Source organism: Leisingera sp. CC-HEC096 (assembly GCF_059429235.1).
On record NZ_JCAIJS010000001.1, the window covers coordinates 2,109,483 to 2,131,465 of the forward strand.

Sequence of the window (21,983 nt, forward strand, 5' to 3'; positions counted from 1 at the left end):
TTAATTATTCAGCCATCTCAATTTTCGAGGTAATGGCGGAGACGATGGGAGACGATCTCATTCTCTTGTTTCCATATGAAATCAATACCTTACCCATTCAATGTGGTCCACTCATGCCTTCTGGTCAACATGGACCACATCCAATGGCCTCACGTACCACTGCCCCCGCCTGACAAAGGCAAAGTTGTTCGGGGCAACATCTCGACTACGGAACTGCTGCTGGAGCCTGCACCGTCGCTACCCCTCGCGTAGCCTGTCTCGTGCAGCTTGTAGATTGATGAAGCTGCGTGGTTCAGCACGACGTCACGCGCCTCCGGTGTTCCGCCAGCGTCCACCAGCGCCTTGTAGGTCATAAGTGCGTTTTGCCTATGCCTGTTCACGATTTCATTGTGGCGGTTGGATGTGAAGTTCTTCGCGCAAAGTACCAGCATGTATGTGAGTACGAAGAAGACCACGAGCTTTCCGACTGTAAACTGTATCGTCTCATACAGGTTGGACGGAGCAATCAAAGTCCACTTGTGGAGGAACAAGGTAATTATCCCGTACAACCCAACGGCAATGGCCATTACAATGGTGTAACCGCGCCACATATTCGCGTCAGTCTTGTGGTGATCCGCCTCATCCTTGAAGTATATCGCTTGCTGACTGACCCCCTGCTCCGCAGCAGCTGCGCGTACATCTGCCAAGATACCCGCCGCTTCAGCCTTCTGTCCTTCGATTTCCTTCATCAGTTGGTCTGCCTGATCGCGTACGCTTTGAACCGCTGCGCGGCCTTGCGCTTCCAGTTGGTTGAAATCCACCGTTCTGGCCATGGAGTAGGAAATCAACGGAAACAGAGCTGTAAAGAGCTGCTGATGCTTTTCGACGATCCTCTGAACTGCGGCGTCATGCCTCTGCCTTGGTTCGGCTTGCTCCATATCGAAGTCGAGGACTTCTTGGAATAGCTGGAAGGTTGCGTTTGAGTGCTGCTTGATCGCCGTCAACTCATTGGTGGGGATGGCTTCGACGATACTGGCAGGCAACTGGAGAAACAGCCCTACAAGCCTCTTGGCTGGCTCAACTGCATCCTCAAAGCTCAACTGCCCCAACCTATCGCGCTGTACTAACTGCTGGGCGTCAAACTCCTGGACCCTCTCAAGTGAAGCCCGCGCCTCTTCGATCAGTTCTTCAATGCCACTCATGTAGATACCTCGGTCTCTTTTCGCGCATCATGGAGCGCCTTCACGCCACGCACAAGTAGATCGAAGCTTGATACACTCGCGCATAGCTGCAACCGCAGGAAACAAATGAAAAGGCGGAAAGGTGTAGACGAGCAAGCAGGTGTCACTGCCCCATTCGACAGTGAAACGAAGCTGATGGGTCATGAAGAGATCGTTCCTGTCCCGCGAAGTACTCTGCCTACAACGATCAGGGCATCCCGTGATGGCAGGATTGGTCTGTTGCGCTATGGGACGACGAACACCAAGGTGATCTATGGCGGAGTACTTTACCCCCGTTGAAGAACAAATGTAGTCCTTCTCAAAGGGACCACACTGCCCGCTACAACCGCTAACCAGATGCAAGCCTCTCCAGGACCCTCTTGATCTGGGACGCTTGCCACTGTCCTCCACGGGCCGTGGGAACCCCTGAGGCATTGAGAGCATCAGCGATCTGTCGCAGCGATGCCCCCTGCGCTCTGAGGGGCTGAACAGTCTGGGCCACCTTCTCAGCCCTGGCCCTGGCATTCGCCTTCACCACCTCGTTGCGCTTCATGGTCTTGTCGCGGAGACCGCCCAGCTTCACGCCCTTGGCCTTTGCCTCGGCCAGTGCTGCCTTGGTCCGTGCGGAGATGAACTCTCGCTCTTGCTCAGCCAGCGCGGCGTAGATGTGGAGCTGGAACTTATCGGCGGAGGGCATCGAGGCCACCCGCAGCTTCACCTTGGGGTCATCCATCAGGGTGGCGATGAAGGACACCTTGCGGCTGAGGCGATCCAGCTTGGCCACTAGCAGCTCGGCTCCGGTCTTCCTGACCAGCTCCAGCGCGGCTGCAAGCTGTGGCCTGTCATCGTGCTTGCCGCTCAGATGGTCCTCGAACTCCCCGACCACCTCGTAAGGCTCCTCGGAGAAGTTCTCCAGGAACAGTGCAATGTCCCGGTGCTGCGCTTCCAGGCCAAGGCCGGACTTACCCTGCTCCTCAGTGCTGACGCGGCGGTAGATGACATAGCGCTTCATGTGGTCGGCTCCCTTGCCCCTGTGCCTGGCGTAGGGGTAACACCATCATGTTGCAATCGTCAAGGTTGGTTGTGATCGTTACGCATGGAGCGGATAGACGCACCAGATTTAAGTGCTGGCGCAGAGGGCAGCCGCTTGTTCCGGGGGGTATGGGGTGTGTCAGAGTGCGGGTAGGCGAAGAAATAAACCACTGTGGTTCGAAGTTTTTCCCTAAACCGTGAAGAAACCCATGTCCTCAATATCCAACGTGGAACATACAAGAAGGAGCAGTTCATGCCGCCAGAACAAGACACCATCAAGATCAAGACGGGACCCCTGCAAGGTGAGGCCACTGGCAAGCATGGCATTGTGGCCCTGGTCGTGATCGTCATCGTGATCTTCGTCCCCCTGTGGGATGGTATCGGACGGTTGTGGGGCGCACAGTGAAGAACGCCCCTATGGGGGGAGATTACGCTTCCATGTGATATTGATGAGGCGCTCAGATATTTGCAGTGTGAAACTTCTTGCGTCAGAACGGCAGGTCGTCGCCCTCGATTTCGGCCTGCGTCATCTTCCGGTATCCGAGGGCGTCTGCCGCAATCTCGAACCTGCTGCGCCCCATGACCTCCTCCACGACCTCAAGAGCCATATCCGGGTCTCTTTGGGCTGCGAGAGACAAGTGAGCGCGTATCTGCTCAAGGAGCTTGGCCCGCATAGCCACGCGTCGTTCTTCACGCTGGGCCTCGTCCCATTCACCGGCGTTACCCTTATCCATAACCAAGGCCATGCCCCAGGTGTCAGGCAGTGCTTCACCTGCCTGTTCCAGTCTTCTCATCGTCGATCTCATGTTTCTCACCTGACGCAAGCTGACAGGTCCTTCGGCTATCCGCTTCGCAGTCAGCTCGGGGTAGTCCCGCACCATCCTCCAGGCCCAGTTTGATTTCTCCTCCTGGGTCATCTGGAGCCTTTGCTTCCCGTTGTCGGACATGGCCAGGAACTGGGCGTTCTCCTCGGGGCCGCTGTGGATCACCACAGGCACACCCTTCGTCCAGTTGGCCCTCCTGTAGGCTTCGAGACGGTGATGGCCGTCCACGACAATGAGCTGCCCCCTGTCGCCTACCCAGGCTGTGAGAGGGTCGAGGGTTTCACCTCGGCTCAGGACATGCACAAGCGCTTCGGCGTGTGCGTTATCCAACTTCACGGTGCGGTGCTGGAACAGGTCTGGGTCAGTTTCGAGCTTGTTGAGCGGGACACGCGTGTGGCGGGGCTTCTCATCACCTTTGTTTCTGCGGGTCATTCGGCTCCTCCGCTGAGAAGCGGCAGGGTGCAAATGCACCCCCCAAGGCTTGCACCCCCTGCTACGCCCGCGCTGTGGCTCTCCCAGGGGCTATGACGCCCTTGCGTACTGTTCATCATGTCTGTGTTCTCTTGTTTCTGCTGGTTCCATTGTGCTGGTCCCGGCGTCGGCCCTGCCTCAGGCTCCTTGAAGCGTCATCGCCCCATCATCGAGAACCCAAGGCAGAAGCCGCAGGACCAGCAGAAGACCTGCCTGCGCGTGGTGCCACAGCCGTCGCCGTGAGCGCATGGGGGCAGGTTCTTCAATGGTGGAACCAAATAGATGGTGGAACCCAATGGAACTGGAGGCATCAGCTCCGTTCAGAGGACACCGCCTGCATACAGGCGAGGTGCCTTTCCCCCTCCTCCTAGAACCTGTCCAAGTACCCTTGTCCCTTGAACTCTTCCCAGATTGCCGCCTGACCCTCGCGGAGGTGTCGCTCCTCCAATCCGTGGTCATAGATGTCAGCCGCGTCCTGCTTGCCCTGCCAACCGCCAAGCTCCCGAATGCGATCCTCAGCGACGCCCGCACGGCGGGCAGTGGTGCGCCATGTGTGCCGGAACGAATGGAGAGCCAGCCTCCCATCGCTTGCCTTGCCCAGCACCTCACGTCGATAGCGGGTGAACCACTGCGAGACCGAGTTTGCTTTCCCTGTGGACGGCTTCAGCGGCCAGTCGGGGAACAGCCGCCGTTCACCTTCAGGAGCTTCTTTCTGGCTCTCAGTCACGGTTGCTACACGCTGGGCCAGCAGCTTCTGGCATTCTTCGACCACCGGGATGAACCGCCGGGCATTGTGGGTCTTCCCTTTAGGGATGTCGAAGCCCGAACCATCGGGGCGAACATGCTGAAGTTGCAAGGCACCGATCTCGTCAGCCCTACAGCCTGTCGCCAGAGCTAGGCGCATGATGTCCCCCTGACGGCTGCCCCACCTAGGGAAACCCTCCAACAGCTTTCCGACCTCGTCTGCCGTGAACGCCTCGCGCCCCTCGTCCCTCTTTGCAGATTTCTTCTTCGGAGTACCGGCGGCCTCTGCCTCCCACGGGTTTCGGATAGGCTTGCCGCTCCGAGACTGCAGGTATCGCTTATCGCTGATTGCCCACGCCCACAGCCCTTTGAGCAAGGTCATGTGCTTGTTCACTGTCGCGGGCCGAAGACCCACGGTCACCGGCAGGTAGTGCGTCCTGAAGTCAAACGCCTTCTTCGGTGTCACATCTTGCAGCGTAGGCTGGTCACCGCCCAAGAAGGCAATCAGGTGCTTGATGGTGGACTGGACGTTCAAGGCAGTGGTTCGAGCAAGTGGGTCAAAGCCGTAGGGGTTCCCTTCGCTTCGCTCCTCCAGATACAGCTCCACCGCTGTGCTGATAGCGACCGCCCCCCGGAAGACTACCGCAGCGAACCGTTCAACTTCCTCCTTGTGACCTGCTCGCGCAGCTCGCTCCAGTTCGTTAGTTAGGACGTGATCCACTCCATCAAGGTCATCGGTAGTCGCTCTCAGGTCTTGCCACTCCAACGCGCTGTCGTGCGACAGGTCCAAGATACGCCCGGCGCCGCGATGGCCCTTGGCTCGCCTCATCTCGTCCTCGAGCTGACGCACCTGCCCCAAGCAGGTATCGCGCTGCCGCAGTGCCTCAGCATGGACCCTCGTGCCTAGCCCGAGCTTGATTTCCTTGCCGAACGGCTTGCCCGTCCACGGGTTCTTCGTCCCGACCAAGACGTCGGGCGTGATCATCCTGAAGGTGTAGCCTCTGCCACGCGGCTTCATCAGATGCCGCATGTCAGGCTTCCCCACTAGGGGTGAAGTGATTGGGTTGCTCATGTGGTCCATCATGTACCTCAGGGGCAAACGGACCACAGCCATTTTCCACCTGAAAAATCAAACACTTAGGTGTGATGGCGGAGACGATGGGATTCGAACCCACGAGACGGTTTCCCGCCTACTCCCTTAGCAGGGGAGCGCCTTCGACCACTCGGCCACGTCTCCGCTGACCCGTATATGTGCCGCAACCCAGAGAAACAAGGCGTTTTTTCAATTTTTTTCCGCGCCAGCAAAACAGGGAGTTTCCCCGGTTTTCAGGGAACCTTTGCGGAACTGCACGTGATTCACGTGCAAAATCCGTGCAGCCGTGTTCGCGCAATGTTCACGGCAATCGATCTAAATTTGATTCCCTCCCCTGCTCCGGTCGCAATGAGAGTCGCCAAATCACCAAACCGCATTCCAAAGGCCGCACATGGAGACGAAAGACTATCCCCTGGCGATAGTGGAAACCGCAGGCCATCGCTGCAAGCGCTTCGGCAGATAGGTACTTGCGCCTGGACCATGTAATGCACGCCTATTGCGCTTCGCTGACGCCATTGCAGCCGACAGCATCAAAGTATGCTGTACCGCCTCACCGGGCCTCCGCTTCCGGGAAGGCGACCCGGGAATGCCGCGTCTGCAGCAGTGTGCGCTTGGTACGGATGACAGAAGAACTGCCTTCCGTCGTCTTGGGAAACATCCGCAATCCCCTCTGTGCATGAAGGGCGGTGATTTGGTCGCCACGGTACAGCGGGAAGCTACCCCCGCGTTACATATCAGGGGTTACGTTCATGTTTATCGAGCTGGAGCGTTACGGACCGCCTCAATAATTTCAATGGCTTAGACTAAGCGTAACGCCGTAACGCCTGTAACGGCGGGGGAGAGTGTATACCTCTTACTCTCTCCGGCAGGATATCTCTTTCTCTCTTTATATATAACTATTTATTTGTTACATACATAGACATACATACAAACTTCCAGTATTTTCAATAACTTAACCCCGTAACAGGCGTGTAACGCTCAGCGTAACACCGTTACATCGTTGATTTTAAATGACTTTTTTCAGAGCCACTGCCCCCGCCTGCGGTAGGAACATCGCATTTTCAAGCTCCTCGGTGTATGGCGGCCAATGAAATAAAGACAATCACCAAATGTTTTCAAAGATGTAACGGAACCTGCATGCTAATCGAGCCCTGATGCCTGTGTTGAACAGAAGGGAAAGCGCCATCTGGGGGCAATGGCCGGCTTGAAAGGCAGCCTGCCCTGGTCTTGCCGCAACAGCAGCAGGTCTCGGCGCGGGATCCTCGAAGGTTAACGGGGGCTGCGGTTCATGTCTCCCGTGACTTGTGGAGAACTGACAAATGCCTCTTTGGATTTTCGACCTCATCGCCCACATTACTCCCAAGTCTAAATTCAGGATGAAAGGTGAACCACCAGATGAACGAAAACCTTGTCCGCATCATGCGCGCGGAAAATCTTCTCCACCTGGTCTGCGAGGAAGCACTCTCTGAATACGTATGGGAGTGCGGTAGCCGTGAATCTGCCATCGCCAGGCTGTCCACCCAGTTCCTGTTTGTCGATAAAATCGTACAAGCAGACAGCGATGGTGATATGGAGGTGAACTGGGGTGTCTCGATTTCTTCAGACATTGCCGAAAATGACCAGCATTATATGACCCGTTACAATGCCGCCGAGAGCCCTGAAGCTTTTGAGATACTCTTGGACGCAGTGCAGGATCCCGACAACCTGAGCTCGTTGGTGCAATTTGTTGCAGACGATTGGGACGATGAAGAGCACTTTCGGGTTTTCTGCGAAACCCAGACCGAAGCGGAACTCTGAAAAGCGGAATGGGAAGTAGACAGTGCCACGTTGTGAACGGTGGCTGAACCAGCGCAATACTTGGAGCCGCATCAACGCGCAACAGGTCATGGGGGAGAAAGCAGCGGTGCGAAAGCCTGCCAGGGCAGCGAATCCATGGCCTTGCTGCGGGCGGCGTACAAACTGGCGAGTTTTGGCCCGATTTGGTTCGAAGGAGAGCGGAAACATGGTCGTCGCAGCCGCGAGGTGTTTGCGCAGCTCCAGCATGCACCGAGAGTGTCCACAGAGCGAAATCAAACCCGAAACACCTGTACCACGAGCGGATAGATCCATACGAGGAGATTACACCCCGTTCCACCCACACATCGTTAAGGCCACGTAGTTTCAGCACGAAACGACGGCAAACCCAAAAGGCATAGAAAATCACGGATCGCGCAAACCGAAATCCTAAAAGCGGGCACCCGATGCTTTGTTCGTAACAATGAAAGGACTCTTGCCTCGACGCCCAGCTTCCAAAATCTGACCGAGCTTCCCGGTACGTTCCTTGCGCGGCCTCTTCTCACTCTAACTCACGCCAGGTTCCCCAGCAGCTCCAACTCACGAAACACATCCCATTGGAAGAGCGCGAAGTGAACTGCCGCTCGGTTTGTGACAGCGGTCGGCACTCTGGGAGACAGGATCCTTAGCGGGACAGCTTGGCAACCAGACAAAGCGCAGCTATATGCAGACAGTGGGCAGAAGATTCTTGATATGTCTGGCACGGCGCGTGACCATCATTCTCGTCGCACTGGCTTTCTCCTTTGCGGCGAATTTTACGTCAGCGATGGCCATGCACATGCCGCACCAGGAAAGCCTCGCGGAAGAAGCCAGTCCCTCATCACATTCCGGGTCCGGTCATTCCCTGCACCTGGCGGCTCCATCGCAAAGTCTTGACCTTGCATGCTGTGCAAACGATCAGGTTTCTTCCCGTTGCATCGGCAGCTCATGCTTCAGCTCCGACTTGCCGTCCGCGGCCATCCCGTCTGCAGCCCAGACAGCCTCCTCGCTCCACCTGAAAGCTGGTGCGGGTAATTTCGGTGTTCACCTGGAAACACCGCCGCCGGTCCGGCCTCCAAAGCACGTTTGACAAATTTCGCTTCCGGCGGAGCTCATGAGACGCGCCGGTAATTTGTCAACTATGTAGGCTGCTTCGGGAAGATCAGCCTGGAGGATATCATGCGCGGACGTTACACAGCGCTCAGCATCCTTGCCCTTGCCGCAGGAACGGTGGGCGGGGTTCTTCTGGAACGGACATATCTCAACCTCACTGAAAGCCCGACCTCGGGCGACCCGGAGATCCTGTACTGGGTTGCTCCGATGGATCCGAACTACCGGCGCGACGAGCCCGGGAAATCGCCGATGGGCATGGACCTGATCCCTGTCTATGCCGGCCATGAGCCCGCAGGTGATCCCGCTGAAGTGTCGCTCTCACCGGCCGAGGTCAACGCAATCGGTGTACGCACCGCTGTTTCACGGATGTCGGACATATCGTCGAGGATAGAGACCGTCGGCTTCGTGCGGTACGACGAGCATCGCACGAGCCATGTCCATACCCGTGCAGACGGGTGGATTGAGAAACTAAAAACCCGAGCCATCGGCGATCGCGTGCTCAAAGGCGATGTCCTGTTCGAGATGTTCTCGCCAGTGATCAGCGCGGCGACCGGAGATTTGGTCCGCGCGGTCAAGGCCGGAGACGCCAGGATCCTCGACGCCGCCCGGAACAAGCTTCTTAGCCACGGCATGTCGGAGGCTCAGATTGCGGAGATCGAAGCTAGCGGCGAGCTTGCACGGACTATCAGGATCGAAGCTCCGCAAGACGGCGTCGTGATCTCGCTTTCGGCTGCCGATGGCATGTACCTTCAGCCGGGAACGCTTGCAGTTTCACTTAGCGACTTGAAAACTGTCTGGCTGATCGTTGACGTATTCGAGCGGGACATCGCGCGGCTCAGCGAAGACATGCGCGCGGTCGCCCGCTTCGAGCATCTGGCCGGGCGCACGTTCGAAGGCGAAATCGATTATATCTATCCCGAACTCGACCCCAAAACCCGCACGCTGCCGGTTCGGCTAAAGTTCGACAACTCTGCGGGGCTTTTGCGGCCCAACATGTTTGGAACCGTCAGTCTTGTTCCGTCCCGGACACGAACAGCGCTGACCGTGCCGTCCGAGGCGGTCATCCGGACCGGTTCGGCCGAGCGCGTGATTCTGAAGACCGGTGAAGGAACCTTCAAACCGCGGCTGGTTACATCCGGCCTGCGCGACAGTTTCGGTGAGGGCGGCCGGACTGAAATCGTACAAGGGCTCGCGCCGGGTGAGGAAGTCGTCGCGTCGGCGCAGTTCCTGATTGACAGCGAAAGCGCGCTCAGCGCCGGTCTAATGCGCATGGCGCCAACAGACGAAGAGCCCGCGCACGGCGCTGGCAGGCTTGTCACGCTGGACCACGAAACCCGGCTGGCGACGATCAAGCACGGCCCCCTCGACAGCCTCGACTGGCCGGCAATGACCTCCGTTTTCCCAGTGCGGGCAGATGTGCCGCTTGATCATCTGGCCGAAGATTCCGGGATCGCTTTCACGGTTGCCCGGGGCGCGGATAACCTTCTTGCACTGATAGAGATCGGTGCCGATGACGGGATTGCCGCCACGGGGACTGGCACGATCCACGAGGTGAACCCGGACGGCACACTGACCGTGTCGCACGATCCGATTCCGGCGCTTGGCTGGCCCGAAATGGAAATGGAGTTCGAGGTGGCCGGGCTGGATCCCGAGGCGGTCGTTCTGGACAGACCAGTCGAGTTCGATCTGGCCAAGAACGACGCGGGCATGTTCAGCATTATCGCGGTCCGGGAAAAAGCTGCCACTGCGGCGCCGGCGTCCGGGAAAACCGAGATGGCGGCAGCGGCACCAATCGTCGTCAGCGGCACCATCGACGCCGTCGACCCCGCTGAACGCACGGCGACGATAAGCCATGCCCCGATGACCGAACTCGGGATGCCCGGCATGACGATGGACTTTCCCATCTCCGAGGAGCTGGAACCGGCGGCATTGGCCACTGGGACCGAGATGACCCTAACCTTTGCCCGACCCGACGGGATGACGCTGGTGCTGGCGAATGCCGAACCTGTCATCGCCCCGATGAAAGTCGCAGGCACCATCAACTCGGCGGATCCGGAGCGGGGCATGGTGAACATCACCCATGACGCCATGACCGAGATCGGGATGCCGGGAATGACCATGGATTTCGCGGTGGATGAGACCCTGGATCAGGCAACCCTGCCGATCGGCGAGAGAGTAGGCCTTCTGTTCCGCCGTAACCCCGATTTCTCGCTGACGCTGGTCGGCATCACAGCTGTGCCGGAGGTGAGCTAATGATACCCGCTATCATCCGTCTTTCCCTGGTCAACCGGTTCATGATCCTTGCGCTTGCTGTGATGATCGGAATTGCCGGGGTATGGGCGATCCGAGAAACCCCGGTGGATGCCATCCCCGACCTTTCGGACGTCCAAGTGATCATCCGCACCCCATACCCTGGGCAAGCGCCGCAGGTTGTCGAGGACCAGATCACCTACCCGCTTGCCACCGCGATGCTTGCCGTCCCTGGCGCTAGCGATGTGCGCGGCTTCTCGTTCTTCGGCGACAGCTATGTCTACATTGTCTTCGAGGACGGCACCGACCTTTACTGGGCGCGGACCCGCGTCCTGGAATACCTCGGGCAAATCGCATCCCGCCTGCCTGAAGAAGTGTCTCCGCAGCTGGGCCCCGACGCGACCGGCGTTGGCTGGATCTACCAGTACGCACTGATCGACCGGAGCGGAAACCACGATCTGGCACAGCTCCGGACCTTGCAAGATTGGTTTTTGAAGTACGAACTGCAGACCGTCGATGGCGTGTCAGAAGTCGCCACCATCGGCGGTATGGTCCGTCAGTACCAAGTCGTGGTCGACCCGGACAAGCTGCGTGCCTACGACATCACACTTCCGCAACTGCGGGGCGCCATTCAGGCAGCGAACCGGGAAACCGGCGGCAGTGTCATTGAAATGGGCGAAGCCGAGTTCATGGTGCGCTCGACCGGTTATGTCGATGAACTGGCGGATCTCGCTCGCGCACCTCTAATGGTGAACGAGCGAGGCGCGGCAGTCACACTTGGAGATGTCGCCGATATCCGCTTTGGCCCAGAGCTTCGCCGCGGCGTTGGCGAATTCGGCGGAGAAGGCGACGCCGTGGGGGGCGTCGTGATCCTGCGCTGGGGCGGCAACGCGCTTGCCACGATCAAAAACGTCGAGGAGCGGATTGAGCAGATCCGCCCGAACCTGCCTGAAGGCGTCGAGTTGGTGACTACCTACAGCCGCGCTGGCGTCATCGAGCGCGCTATTGACAACCTGCAGGACAAGCTGACCGAGGAGTTCATCGTCGTCGTGCTCGTTTGTGCGGCGTTCCTGCTGCACTTGCGCTCGGCGCTGGTGATCCTGCTGTCTCTGCCTCTCGGGATCTTCGCGGCCTTCATTGTCATGAAACTGCAGGGCGTTAATGCCAACATCATGTCTCTGGGCGGCATAGCCATTGCCATCGGCGCCATGGTGGACGCAGCGATCGTGATGATCGAGGCAATGCACCGCAGGCTGGAACGGGAAAAGCTGACCGATCAGAACCGATGGCGAATCGTCGGCGAATGCGCGTCCGAAGTGGGGCCTGCACTGTTCTATTCTCTGGCGATCATCACTGTAAGCTTCCTCCCGGTCTTCGTGCTGGAAAGCCAGGAAGGCAGGCTTTTCAAACCGCTGGCCTTTACCAAGACCTACGCTATGGCCGCGGCGGCGATCCTGTCGATTACTCTGGTTCCGGTCCTGATGGGGTACTTCGTGCGCGGGCGGATTATGCCGGAACACAAAAACCCGCTTAACCGCATGGTGATCTGGGCCTATCGCCCGTTTCTCGACGCCGCGGTTGCCTGGCCCTGGGCAACAACGCTGCTGTCGGTGGCGCTGGTCGCCTCGATGTGGTGGCCGCTTCAGCGGATAGGCACCGAATTCATGCCGGAACTCAACGAGGGCGACTTCCTCTATATGCCGTCTCTGTATCCGGGCGTGTCCATCGGCAAGGCGCGCGAGATCCTGCAGCAGACAGACCGGCTGATCGCAACGGTGCCCGAGGTGAAGACGGTCCACGGCAAGCTGGGCCGCGCCGAGTCGGCGACCGATCCCGCGCCCCTGACAATGATCGAGACAACAATCCAGTTGAAGCCGGAGTCCGAATGGCGGCCGGGAATGACGATGGAACGGATCCGCGAGGAACTCGACCGCACGGTTCAGGTGCCGGGGGTGACAAACGTTTGGATTCAGCCGATCAAGAACCGGATCGACATGCTGGCGACCGGTATCAAGACCCCTGTGGGGGTGAAGATATCGGGTGCGGATCTCTCTGTCATCGAAGGGATCGGGGTTGAAATCGAACGTGCCGTGACCGGGATCGAGGGCACGGCATCGGCCTATGCCGAACGGCCCGTGGGCGGGCGTTTCATCGAAATCGATGTCAACCGCGAAGCCGCCGCGCGTTACCTGATGAGCGTGCGTGACGTTCAGGATGTCGTGCAGACAGCGATCGGGGGCATGCAGGTCTCGGAAACGGTCGAGGGCCTCGAACGCTTCCCGATCAACCTGCGCTATCCGCAGGAATGGCGAAACAGCCCTGAACGCCTTCAGGGTCTGCCGGTTGTGACTCCCTCGGGGGCGCACATCCCCCTTGGTGCCCTTGCCGAGGTCCGCATCGTTGACGGCCCGGGCATGATCCGGTCCGAAAACGCCCGGCGCACCGGCTTCGTCTTCATCGACATCGCTGGCCGAGACCTTGGCAGCTACGTGACTGAGGCACGCGCCCGCGTCGCGGATGAGGTAGCGCTCCCGCCAGGTTACTCTATCACCTGGTCGGGCCAGTACGAATACATTCAGCGGATGCAAGAGCGGTTGACACTGGTGGCACCTGCCACACTTCTGCTCATCACGCTGATGCTGTTCCTGGCATTCAACCGCGTGATCGAGGTGGGCATCATCCTTGCCGCGCTGCCAGTGGCTCTGGCAGGCGGGGTCTGGTTCCTGTGGTACCTCAGCTTCGACATTTCAGTCGCCGTGCTGGTGGGTTTCATTGCGCTGGCCGGTGTCGCCGTCGAAACTGCGATCGTGATGCTCCTGTATCTCAACCTGGCTTGGGAAAAGAGGAAGAAACTTGCGATCTCGGAAAACCGAAGCCTGACGCCATTCGACATCGAGGAGTCCGTGTTCGAAGGGGCACTGCTGCGCGTCCGTCCCAAGGTGATGACGGTTGCGACGATTTTCGCCGGCCTGATCCCGATCATGTACGGCCACGGCACCGGATCGGAAATCATGCAGCGCATTGCGGCGCCGATGGTCGGAGGCATGGTCACGGCGACGCTGCTGACGCTCTTCGTCATCCCCGCAATCTTCGTCATCTGGAAGCGGTTGGCCTTGCGGCGCGTCAATCGTGAGATCAGCGCCCCTCCAGCAGCAGACGAAGCGGCCGTTCCGGCCGAATGAAACGCACCAAATTCTGACCCATGAGAGGAAAACCAATGAAGAACCTCACCTTCTCCAGCATTGTCCTGGCCTTCTGCGCCAGCGGTGCTTTCGCGCAAACAACCCACGGCATGGATCACTCCGGCATGCACATGAGCGAGAGCCAGATCGAGGGTGCAGTACACGCCACCGCCGTCCTCAACGCGATCAGCGAGGGTTCCGCAAATGTCAGCCACGACCCGATTCCCGAAATCGGCTGGCCCGGCATGACGATGGACCTGCCACTGCAGGCCGGCGCGCAGATCATGGGAGACGTCGCACCCGGCGACAAAGTCACCCTTATGCTGTTCAAGGGCGCTGACGGAATGTACGCAATCGGTGCCATCATGCCGAATTGACCGGCGCGGCATTGAAGCCGCGCCAGAAGCCCCGAAATTCCGGTTTCGGGGCATGAACGCCGCGCCGCTGATCCGCTGCTACAGGCAAACTCGGGGCGGGTCACTCATCAAGCGCGGCGTTCACATTTGCGGCGGCGCTGCCAGCCGTTGCAGTATTGCCCGCCACCGCCCGGGCCCGCCCCGCCCGCCATAGCGCCACGGGTCTCATCCGCTGCAGATCCAAACCGATTGCAGATTCATGATCACCGCTGCGGCACCCGTCAAAGCAAGCGTGAATATTGCGAAGAAAACCAGCGCAAGCAGGATCGGCCCGAGCTTGCCCGGCAGCTTGCATACCAAGCCGCGCAGCCATTCCCATCGCCTGGAGCACCTTTCAAGACTGCTGTCGATCACTGTTGCGTATAGGGGCAAGGCGCTGACCAGCGTCGCGTAAAGGTAAACACCGGAAATGTTCTCAAAGAAGGCGGACCGGACAAGTGTGGGCCCAACCACCTGCAACGCCTGCCAGTGATCCCCTCCGAACGAGCCGAACCAGTCAGCCGAAATGAAATATATTACTCCATGCAACAGGACGAAAATGACGACCCTTGCAGGCAGGTCGATCAGGAGGATACGGGCCTGCATGGCTGCTTCACGCTGCTTGGCGGTACTTACGGCAAAAAGAAAGAAGCTCACGTAGTTGACGGCAAATACAACAGGTACACCATTTGTCACGACCTGCCGCAGAAACCGGCTGAACGCGGGCCCACTTTCCAAAAGCAATGCCCCGAAGCCCGGCGTGAGGGCGATATAGAGCAGCAGTAGCGGAAACAGGCCTGCACAACTGACAACCAATGTGTTGCGGACAAATTTCCAGGCAGGCATATTGATGCTGAAGTATGTATTCATTGCACAGCGCATTGCCACCCATTCCGGCACGAAGCCGATGGGCGGCGCTCATAGTCCTCAAAACGTTTTGTTCTACCAGTTAGGTTATCCGTCAACATATTCAGGAAAGGGCGGGCAGAGAACGGCATTGACGAAAGCACTCATCCGCTGCGGCAGCGAAGCTGCTTCCGTCCCTGACAGCCAGTTATCATACCATCGTCATCAACTTGTACTCTTGTCAGGAAGTGCCTCCTGAGTTCTCAGCACTCTCAATCGCCTCGAGGATCGCGCAGTCCGCAAGACTTCCCTTTCCAGGGCAAGCACCAAGGAGGCGGTCAAGCGAATCCCGGATGCGGATTAAACCTTCGATTTTGGCCTGAACTTCGCCGCGCTTGGCTTTTGCCTGCGCCTGCACGTCCTTACAGCTCGCGCCGGGCGCTTCCAGAAGCGCGAGCAGGCCGGCGGTCTCTGCCAGCGAAAAGCCGAGCCGCTTGGCCCCCGCAATGAACCTGAGCCGCTGCAGCGTTCCGCCGCCATAGTCCCGCGGACCGCCAGCGGTTGGCCGCGGCGGCTGGCGGATCAACCCCTTGCGCTCATAGAAACGGATAGTTTCCACTCCGATCCCCGCCGAACGAGCGGCTTTTCCAATCGTCAGAGTTGCCATGGCAGCCTCCTCTCAGGATCAACCATTGACTCCGTACCATGATACAGAGGGTAGCATATCCGGCAAGCGGGATTTGCATGGGACCTTTCATCAAACGCTGGCTTCTTCCTGTCTTGGGTGCAGCACTGGCGCTCTGGCTGATCTTCCGGCTGTACGGGAGCCTTGACTTCGCACGCTTCCTTGACGGGCTGCGCCAGGCCAACCCGGTTTGGCTATCTGTGCTGGCGGCCACGATCCTGCTTGAACAGGTATTAAGCGGCTGGAAGTGGCGGCAAATCCTCTTTGATGTGAAACCGGTCGGTTCGTTGCCACTGACAGGTGCGCTGCTCGCTGGGTACGGCGTGAACGTGCTTGTACCGCTGGGCGTCAGCCCGCTGGTGCGGGCCTGGCTGGTCGCGCGCCTGCACGGGTTAAAAATGGCCACGGTGCTTTCGACAGCAGTCATCGCCAGGTTTCTCGACGGAGTCGTGTTCGCGCTTTTTGCCGGAGCGGTGGCTGCCGCAGGGCGCATTCCGCAGATTGAGGGGGATCTGCGCCTCGGTCTTAGCGTTGCGGGTGCCTTGAATCTGCTGCTCTTCGGCGGGCTGCTCTGGGTGCTCTTTCGTTTCCGTGACCTCTTCAACCGCGAGGAACCGCTGATCTGCCGTCTCTTCGACTGGATCACCGAACGCATGGGCGCGAGCGGTCCGGGGCTGCGGGCATCGCTAGGCGCGGGCATCGTCTGGCCAAGGGCGCGCGCGCGGCGCATCGCGGCTATCATCGCGGCCGTCGCGGGCAAGCTGGTGGCGGCGACGCATTTCCTTTGGGCGGGACTTGCGGTGGGAGTGCTCCTGAGGCCCTGGGACTACCTCTTTCTGATGGTATTCTCAGGCTTTGCCATGGTCCTCGGGCGGTTCGTGCGGATCCCGGCGGGCTTTGTGTTCGGTGCGGGCTTTGCGCTCAAGGCGCTTGGGGTTGCTGACGAGCCTGCGCTTCTGATGATCCTTTTCAGCTATATCCTCACGATTATTCTTGTGGTCGGCATCGGGCTTGTTGTGCTTTGGCAATCGGGTCTCGACATCCGCCATGCCCGTGTAAAGGCGGAGACAGGCAATGCCGGGCCATGAAGCGCAAGAAGCCGTACGCCGGCGGGGGTTCTGGCGGATTGCCGGTGCGGGCGCGGCTTTTCAGGGCGGATCCGCGGCAGTGGACAGCGCAACAGTTGTAGCCAGCCTGACCCACATGCTGACAGGCAGCGCGCTGGCCGTCGGCTATGCCAGCGCCGTGCTGCGGCTGGGATGGCTTCTGCCGCAGCTGCCGGTGGGATACCTCGCCGAACGCGCCAAGCGCAGGATGCCGTTCTATGTTTTTGGTGCTTTTGGCCGGGCTGCAGCAGCCGGAGCCATCGCGCTTCTGCTCTGGCGTGGAGCGGATTGGCCGCAAGTTGACTGGCCGCCGGAGCCGCTCGCCGCTGGCTTTCTTGCGCTCTGGACGGCCTATGCTTTTGTCAGCGGCGTCGTTGCGGTTCCGTACAACGATATCGTAGGGCGTGCGATCCCCTCCAACCGCCGCAGCCGGATGCTGGCGTGGCGGTTTTTCGGTGGCGGGCTGCTCGCCATCGCCGCCGCGGGGGCGCTGCGTCTGGCCCTCGAAGTGATGCCCCCGTTGCAGGCCTATGCGTTCATGTTTGCGCTGGGTTCGGCGCTGATGTTCCTATCCTCAGCACTGTTTGTCTCGGCCGGAGAGCCGCCTTCATCGCCCGGCAGGCGTCCCGCCGTCCGGAGCGCGGGAGCGGCTGACTTTCTGCGCGAGGGGCTGGTCACCTTCCGGCAGAACCGCGCGTTCCGCCTGTTTCTGATCTTTCACTGGCTTGGCTCCGCCACGCTGATGGCGCTGCCCTTCTACATCGTAGCTGCACGTGAAAGCGGGATCGGGCTGGCCGGGGTTGGCACGCTCCTGGCCGCGCAGACCGCAGGAGCACTGGTCTCGAACCCGCTTTGGGGCCGCATCGGCGACGGCATGGGCAAACTGCCATTATTGTGGTGCGTGACGTTCCTCCGCCTCATGGCGCCCGCCCTCATGCTTGCCCTGCTCGCCGCCGGAGCGGGAATTTTGGGCTTTGCGGCGCTTTATCTTGTCATCGGCGCAATGATGAATGGCGTGACCATCAGCTACCTGAGCTTTCTCATGGAAATCTCGCCCGATGACCGGCGTCCCGCCTATTCAGCGTGGTTCAACACCTTCGCTGCACCTGCCGCCCTCTCACCCCTGCTGGGCGCCATCCTCGCCAGCCTGATCGCCACGCCCGCGGTTTTTGCGGCGGCCATCACCGCCGCTCTTGCGCAGTTTGCGGTGCTTAAACAACTTGACCGGCTGGCCGGGGAGGCCGCACCTTGATCCCACATCCACATTGCCTCTGACCTGGCCATCCGGCGAATTAATTTATGCCGTTGGCACGCTGCAGCTCCCGCACGTACTGGGTGATGCCTTTGACGTCGCCATCGGTCAGCCCCTGCTGAGCAGGCATGCTTCCGAAATCCCAGTGATGCGCGCGCACGCCGTTGCGGACTGCGAGCAAGAAGGCGGCGTCGCCATGGTGCGAAGGTTCATAGATCTTGTGGACCAGCGGCGGCCCCATGCCGTTGCGGCCCGCGGCATTGTCACCGTGGCAGTCGGCGCAGACCGCGTCAAAGGCGCGCTTGCCGATCTTTGCGGCCTCACTCAGGTCCGGCGGCAGCTGAACCTCGGCGAGCGGGGCGCCGGGCTCCGGAACGGCGCGCTGCGCAGTTGCATCGTTGCCGCCGGCGCTGCTGTAGACGAAATAGGCCGCCGCCGCTGCCACGGCTGCGGCCGCGAGGATGGCGAGAATCTTATTCATGAGGGTCTCTTTCTTTCATAGGTGAATGAATTGCCGTGAGCCGGGTTCGGGCCATACTGATGCTGGCTGGCCTCCGCCGGTCCGGGCTCCCCGCGGGAGCCGGATGCGAAGGCGCGGATCTCTTGGTAGCGGATCCGCACATCCTCGCTTTGCTGATAGAAACGGAAAAGATCCTTTAGCGGCGAAGAAAACTCCTTGTGTGCCGACAGCATCGCCACAAGCGCGCCCAGCGAAACCCGCTCCTGCAGCACGAAATAGCCGCCCAAGGAGTAGAACAGGAACGGGGTCAGGGCGGTCAGGAAGTTGTTGATCGCCTTGGCCAGGAACTTCAGCCGGTGGATTTGCAGCCGCAGGTCCTGCAGCTGCCGGAAACTGCGCGCAACCGGCAGCGCGCCCTGCCCCGAAGCCCGCATGTCCCGGTCCAGATTCTCACCCAGCAGGCGCATCTCGCGGATCCGTTTGCGGGACACCGCATTCACCCGCCGCTGCAGCTGCGGCACGATGATCAGCTGCAGCGGAAGCACCGTCAGGGCGGCCGCCGCAAGGATCGGGTCCTGCACAAACATGAACAGAAGGATCGTCGCCAGCGTCCCGCCCTGCAGCAGCGGGACGGTCAGCAGTTCAGAGGCAAAGCCGCCGACAGGTTCAACCTCGGGTCCAAGAACCGGCATGATGGCAGGCTGGCGCTGCGCGGGCTGATCCTGCCTCCACTGGCGGTAGACAGCAAGCCGCAGCCGGCGCACGAAGCTTTCAGCCACCCGGCCCTTGCGGATGTTCAGCCAGTATTTGTTGAGCCCGTTGAGCGAAATCGCGACCAGATAGCCGCCGCAGAGCAGAAACAGCAGCGAGACCTGCGAGACCTCGAAGCTCAGGACCGGAATCGCGGCGTCTCCGCTTTCGAAGACCCGGTTCACGATCTGCTTTGGCAATTCCAGGGTCAGGTAAAGGATCGGCATCGCGCTGAGGCTGAGCAGAACTAGGACCGTCTGCTGCTTACCGGTCGTGCGCAGGATATGGCGTGGCAGTCCCGGCTCCAGACCGCCTGCCGGTAACTGGGGTGGCGTAAACGGTGCCGCCCGCCGCAGAAAACGCTGGCGCAGCAGCCAGGCGGCCTGACCTGCCAGGGTCAGCACAAGCAGCGCGGGCGCCAGCACCAGAACCAGATGCATCACCGGGTGCAGCCATCCGGGCGCGGTATCATCATACCAGAACCCGAAAGCGCCCGCGGCGTCGTGTGTGAGAGAATGCAGATCCAGCATCGCGGGAATGATTGCCTGTTGTCTGATGTTCACCAGCGGCGCCGAAAAGTAAGTGTTTTTCTGCTCCTGGGCGCTGGCTGGGACCGCTGGGGTTTGAAAAAGGCGGAGGCCGGCGGGCGGCCTCCGCCACCGGTTATTTCAGGGCGGTCAGGGTCAGTTTGCCTTTGACCCGTTCGGCGACGAATTCGATGGCGTCGCCGGCTTTCAGCTGCTCCAGCATCGTGTCATCGGCGACCCGGAACACCATGGTCATCGCCGGCATGTCCAGATCCACAAGCTCCTCATGGATGATGGTGACCTTGCCGGACTTGGGATCGACCTTCTTGACCGTTCCCGCGGTGAAGGTGCCGCCGCTGCCTTCGAGCACGGCAACCGGGCCGTGCATGCCGGATTCGTAGTGGCCGGGGATCAGGCAGGCGAACTCGAAGGTGCCGGCGTTGGAGAAGGTCCAGACCACTTCGCCGCTGGCGCCCGGGTCCAGACGCACCGAGTTCGGGTCGTCATGCTCCATCTCCATCTTGGCCATCAGCTCCTTGTGGTGGACATTGCGCTCTGCCGTGTCCAGCACGAACTCATGCTCCAGCTCGCCGGCGTTGGTGATCACGAATTTCACCGTCTCGCCCTTGGCAAAGGAAAAGCTCGACGGCTCAAACAGCATCTCGCCGTCATCGGTTTCCTTCATGGTCACGGCGACTTCCCGGTCCGCATGGGCGGCATCGCCGGGCTTGCCCACTTCCATGCCGCCATGGCCGCCGCCGTGGGTGCCGCCAGCAAGGGCCGGCGCAGCGGATAGAGCTCCAATCAGGGCTGCGGAAAGGATCTTGTTCATGTCTGTCTCCTCGTGAGGTTTGGGTGGGTGCCTGAGGCCGTTCAGCCTTTGGCGGTTGGTTTTGGGGTAATGCGGGTCTGCGCGTCTTCGGCGCGGGCAAAGTCCGGCAGTTCGCCGGTCCACTCATAGGCCTGGGTGCCGGGCGGGTTCTCGTACCAGCCGGGGTCGCTGTAGTCGTTTGCATCGATGCCTTCGCGCACCTTCACGACCGAGAACATGCCGCCCATCTCCAGCGGCCCGTACGGGCCCCAGCCAGCCATCATCGGCACGGTATTGTCGGGCAGCGGCATCGACATCTCGCCCATGTCGGCCATGCCGGCGGTGCCCATCGGCATGTATTCGGGCTGCAGATTGCGGATCTGGCCCGTCAGCTTGCGCTTGTCGGTGCCGATGAAGGTCGGGACGTCATGGCCCATCGCGTTCATCGTGTGGTGCGACTTGTGGCAGTGGATCGCCCAGTCGCCCGGATGCACCGCGTCGAACTCATAGGCGCGCATGGCGCCGACGGGAATGTCGATCGACACCTCCGGCCAGCGTGCGCTTTCGGGCACCCAGCCGCCATCAGTGCAGGTGACTTCGAAATCATAACCATGCATGTGGATCGGGTGGTTGGTCATGGTCAGGTTGCCGGTCCTGACCCGTACCCGGTCGCCCTGGTTCACAACCAGCGGGTCGATGTCCGGGAAGATCCGGCTATTCCAGCACCACAGGTTGAAGTCCGTCATCTCCATCACCCGCGGCACATAGGAGCCTGGGTCGATGTCGAAGGCGTTGAGCATGATCAGGAAGTCCCGGTCCACCCGCATGAAATCCGGGTCCTTGGGATGCACGATGAACATGCCCATCATCCCCATCGCCATCTGCACCATCTCATCCGCGTGCGGGTGGTACATGAAGGTGCCGGATTTGATCAGGTCGAACTCGTAGACAAAGGTCTTGCCCGGCGGGATGCCTGGGTGGCTGAGGCCGCCGACCCCGTCCATGCCCGAGGGCAGGATCATCCCGTGCCAATGCACCGAGGTATGTTCGGGCAGCTTGTTGGTCACGAAGATCCGCACCCGGTCGCCCTCCACCGCCTCGATGGTGGGGCCGGTGGACTGGCCGTTATAGCCCCACAGATGCGCGATCATGCCGTCGGCCAGCTCCCGCTCGACCGGTTCGGCGACCAAGTGGAATTCCTTCACCCCGTTGTTCATCCGGAACGGCAGCGTCCAGCCGTTCAGGGTGACCACGGGGTTGTAGTCCGGCCCGGTGGAGGGCGACAGCGGCGGCTGGGTTGCCGCGCTGTCCATGCTGGCGGCTTCGGGCAGGCCCATGTTCACGGTCTTGCCCCAGGCCTGGCTGGACACCAGCGCAGCACCCGCGGCGCCGGCCCCAAGCAGTTGACGTCTGTTCATCATGTCATGTGAT

At 60.2% G+C, this 21,983-nt stretch carries 17 protein-coding genes and 1 tRNA gene; 7 read left to right on the top strand and 11 right to left on the bottom strand.

The window, feature by feature from the left end; all coding sequences use genetic code 11:
- Window positions 1-149 precede the first annotated feature (149 nt).
- Entirely contained in the window at window positions 150-1,181 is a 1,032-nt protein-coding gene (locus AC5STI_RS10215; protein WP_495446599.1) for a DUF6161 domain-containing protein, read from the bottom strand.
- 367 nt (window positions 1,182-1,548) lie between these two features.
- Window positions 1,549-2,211 carry a recombinase family protein gene (locus AC5STI_RS10220; RefSeq protein ID WP_495446600.1) on the bottom strand — a complete coding sequence of 221 codons (663 nt, stop codon included), beginning with the start codon at window positions 2,209-2,211 and terminating at the stop codon, window positions 1,549-1,551.
- A 273-nt stretch (window positions 2,212-2,484) separates the two neighbouring features.
- Between AC5STI_RS10220 and AC5STI_RS10225 the strand changes: the two genes are divergently transcribed.
- On the top strand, window positions 2,485-2,637 hold the full coding sequence (locus AC5STI_RS10225; protein ID WP_495446601.1) for a hypothetical protein: 153 nt from the start codon (window positions 2,485-2,487) through the stop codon (window positions 2,635-2,637).
- An 82-nt stretch (window positions 2,638-2,719) separates the two neighbouring features.
- On the opposite strand, the gene AC5STI_RS10230 is transcribed toward AC5STI_RS10225, so the two are convergent.
- From AC5STI_RS10230 to AC5STI_RS10240, 3 genes are all read right to left on the bottom strand, one after another.
- Window positions 2,720-3,487 carry a ParB N-terminal domain-containing protein gene (locus AC5STI_RS10230; protein ID WP_495446602.1) on the bottom strand — a complete coding sequence of 256 codons (768 nt, stop codon included), beginning with the start codon at window positions 3,485-3,487 and terminating at the stop codon, window positions 2,720-2,722.
- Between the two features lie 406 nt (window positions 3,488-3,893).
- A complete protein-coding gene (locus tag AC5STI_RS10235; protein ID WP_495446603.1) occupies window positions 3,894-5,300 on the bottom strand; it encodes a site-specific integrase in 1,407 nt (468 codons plus the stop codon).
- A gap of 117 nt (window positions 5,301-5,417) precedes the next feature.
- Window positions 5,418-5,507 (bottom strand) — tRNA-Ser (locus AC5STI_RS10240).
- Between the two features lie 1,239 nt (window positions 5,508-6,746).
- Between AC5STI_RS10240 and AC5STI_RS10245 the strand changes: the two genes are divergently transcribed.
- From AC5STI_RS10245 to AC5STI_RS10260, 4 genes are all read left to right on the top strand, one after another.
- A complete protein-coding gene (locus AC5STI_RS10245) occupies window positions 6,747-7,160 on the top strand; it encodes a hypothetical protein (protein WP_152612218.1) in 414 nt (137 codons plus the stop codon).
- 1,194 nt (window positions 7,161-8,354) lie between these two features.
- Window positions 8,355-10,541 carry an efflux RND transporter periplasmic adaptor subunit gene (locus AC5STI_RS10250; RefSeq protein ID WP_036797408.1) on the top strand — a complete coding sequence of 729 codons (2,187 nt, stop codon included), beginning with the start codon at window positions 8,355-8,357 and terminating at the stop codon, window positions 10,539-10,541.
- Window positions 10,541-13,720 carry an efflux RND transporter permease subunit gene (locus tag AC5STI_RS10255; RefSeq protein WP_027236580.1) on the top strand — a complete coding sequence of 1,060 codons (3,180 nt, stop codon included), beginning with the start codon at window positions 10,541-10,543 and terminating at the stop codon, window positions 13,718-13,720. Before AC5STI_RS10250 ends, AC5STI_RS10255 begins: the two co-directional genes overlap by 1 nt.
- Before the next feature lie 35 nt (window positions 13,721-13,755).
- A complete protein-coding gene (locus AC5STI_RS10260; RefSeq protein ID WP_027236579.1) occupies window positions 13,756-14,097 on the top strand; it encodes a copper-binding protein in 342 nt (113 codons plus the stop codon).
- A gap of 204 nt (window positions 14,098-14,301) precedes the next feature.
- Here the strand turns inward: AC5STI_RS10260 and AC5STI_RS10265 are convergent, their stop codons facing one another.
- Together AC5STI_RS10265 and AC5STI_RS10270 are read right to left on the bottom strand one after the other, a co-directional pair.
- Window positions 14,302-15,015 carry a hypothetical protein gene (locus tag AC5STI_RS10265; protein ID WP_495446604.1) on the bottom strand — a complete coding sequence of 238 codons (714 nt, stop codon included), beginning with the start codon at window positions 15,013-15,015 and terminating at the stop codon, window positions 14,302-14,304.
- Between the two features lie 187 nt (window positions 15,016-15,202).
- Window positions 15,203-15,628 (bottom strand): MerR family DNA-binding protein, encoded by a 426-nt coding sequence (locus tag AC5STI_RS10270; RefSeq protein WP_027236577.1) that lies wholly within the window; start codon window positions 15,626-15,628, stop codon window positions 15,203-15,205.
- Window positions 15,629-15,705: 77 nt separating this feature from the next.
- Here AC5STI_RS10270 and AC5STI_RS10275 point away from each other — a divergent pair, with 77 nt between their 5' ends.
- Together AC5STI_RS10275 and AC5STI_RS10280 are read left to right on the top strand one after the other, a co-directional pair.
- Window positions 15,706-16,734, top strand: coding sequence for a lysylphosphatidylglycerol synthase transmembrane domain-containing protein (locus AC5STI_RS10275; protein ID WP_027236576.1), 1,029 nt, complete (start codon window positions 15,706-15,708; stop codon window positions 16,732-16,734).
- A gap of 157 nt (window positions 16,735-16,891) precedes the next feature.
- Entirely contained in the window at window positions 16,892-18,004 is a 1,113-nt protein-coding gene (locus AC5STI_RS10280) for an MFS transporter (protein WP_495446605.1), read from the top strand.
- 40 nt (window positions 18,005-18,044) lie between these two features.
- Here AC5STI_RS10280 and AC5STI_RS10285 read toward each other — a convergent pair whose 3' ends face one another.
- The 4 genes from AC5STI_RS10285 to AC5STI_RS10300 form a co-directional block, all read right to left on the bottom strand.
- A complete protein-coding gene (locus tag AC5STI_RS10285) occupies window positions 18,045-18,485 on the bottom strand; it encodes a c-type cytochrome (protein WP_027236574.1) in 441 nt (146 codons plus the stop codon).
- The gene (locus AC5STI_RS10290) at window positions 18,482-19,777 is read right to left on the bottom strand and encodes an ABC transporter ATP-binding protein (protein WP_193747987.1); all 1,296 of its coding nucleotides are present in this window, start codon (window positions 19,775-19,777) and stop codon (window positions 18,482-18,484) included. Before AC5STI_RS10290 ends, AC5STI_RS10285 begins: the two co-directional genes overlap by 4 nt.
- A gap of 100 nt (window positions 19,778-19,877) precedes the next feature.
- On the bottom strand, window positions 19,878-20,573 hold the full coding sequence (locus tag AC5STI_RS10295; RefSeq protein WP_027236573.1) for a copper-binding protein: 696 nt from the start codon (window positions 20,571-20,573) through the stop codon (window positions 19,878-19,880).
- Between the two features lie 41 nt (window positions 20,574-20,614).
- Window positions 20,615-21,973, bottom strand: a complete 1,359-nt coding sequence (locus tag AC5STI_RS10300; RefSeq protein WP_027236572.1) for a multicopper oxidase family protein — start codon at window positions 21,971-21,973, stop codon at window positions 20,615-20,617.
- Window positions 21,974-21,983 lie beyond the last annotated feature (10 nt).

Excerpts from the sequence above, each read along its gene's own strand:
- AC5STI_RS10215 (WP_495446599.1), bottom strand. The coding sequence starts at position 1,181 with ATGAGTGGCATTGAAGAACTGATCGAAGAGGCGCGGGCTTCACTTGAG.
- AC5STI_RS10220 (WP_495446600.1), bottom strand. The coding sequence starts at position 2,211 with ATGAAGCGCTATGTCATCTACCGCCGCGTCAGCACTGAGGAGCAGGGT.
- AC5STI_RS10225 (WP_495446601.1), top strand. The coding sequence starts at position 2,485 with ATGCCGCCAGAACAAGACACCATCAAGATCAAGACGGGACCCCTGCAA.
- AC5STI_RS10230 (WP_495446602.1), bottom strand. The coding sequence starts at position 3,487 with ATGACCCGCAGAAACAAAGGTGATGAGAAGCCCCGCCACACGCGTGTC.
- AC5STI_RS10235 (WP_495446603.1), bottom strand. The coding sequence starts at position 5,300 with ATGCGGCATCTGATGAAGCCGCGTGGCAGAGGCTACACCTTCAGGATG.
- AC5STI_RS10250 (WP_036797408.1), top strand. The coding sequence starts at position 8,355 with ATGCGCGGACGTTACACAGCGCTCAGCATCCTTGCCCTTGCCGCAGGA.
- AC5STI_RS10255 (WP_027236580.1), top strand. The coding sequence starts at position 10,541 with ATGATACCCGCTATCATCCGTCTTTCCCTGGTCAACCGGTTCATGATC.
- AC5STI_RS10260 (WP_027236579.1), top strand. The coding sequence starts at position 13,756 with ATGAAGAACCTCACCTTCTCCAGCATTGTCCTGGCCTTCTGCGCCAGC.
- AC5STI_RS10270 (WP_027236577.1), bottom strand. The coding sequence starts at position 15,628 with ATGGCAACTCTGACGATTGGAAAAGCCGCTCGTTCGGCGGGGATCGGA.
- AC5STI_RS10275 (WP_027236576.1), top strand. The coding sequence starts at position 15,706 with ATGGGACCTTTCATCAAACGCTGGCTTCTTCCTGTCTTGGGTGCAGCA.
- AC5STI_RS10285 (WP_027236574.1), bottom strand. The coding sequence starts at position 18,485 with ATGAATAAGATTCTCGCCATCCTCGCGGCCGCAGCCGTGGCAGCGGCG.
- AC5STI_RS10295 (WP_027236573.1), bottom strand. The coding sequence starts at position 20,573 with ATGAACAAGATCCTTTCCGCAGCCCTGATTGGAGCTCTATCCGCTGCG.
- AC5STI_RS10300 (WP_027236572.1), bottom strand. The coding sequence starts at position 21,973 with ATGATGAACAGACGTCAACTGCTTGGGGCCGGCGCCGCGGGTGCTGCG.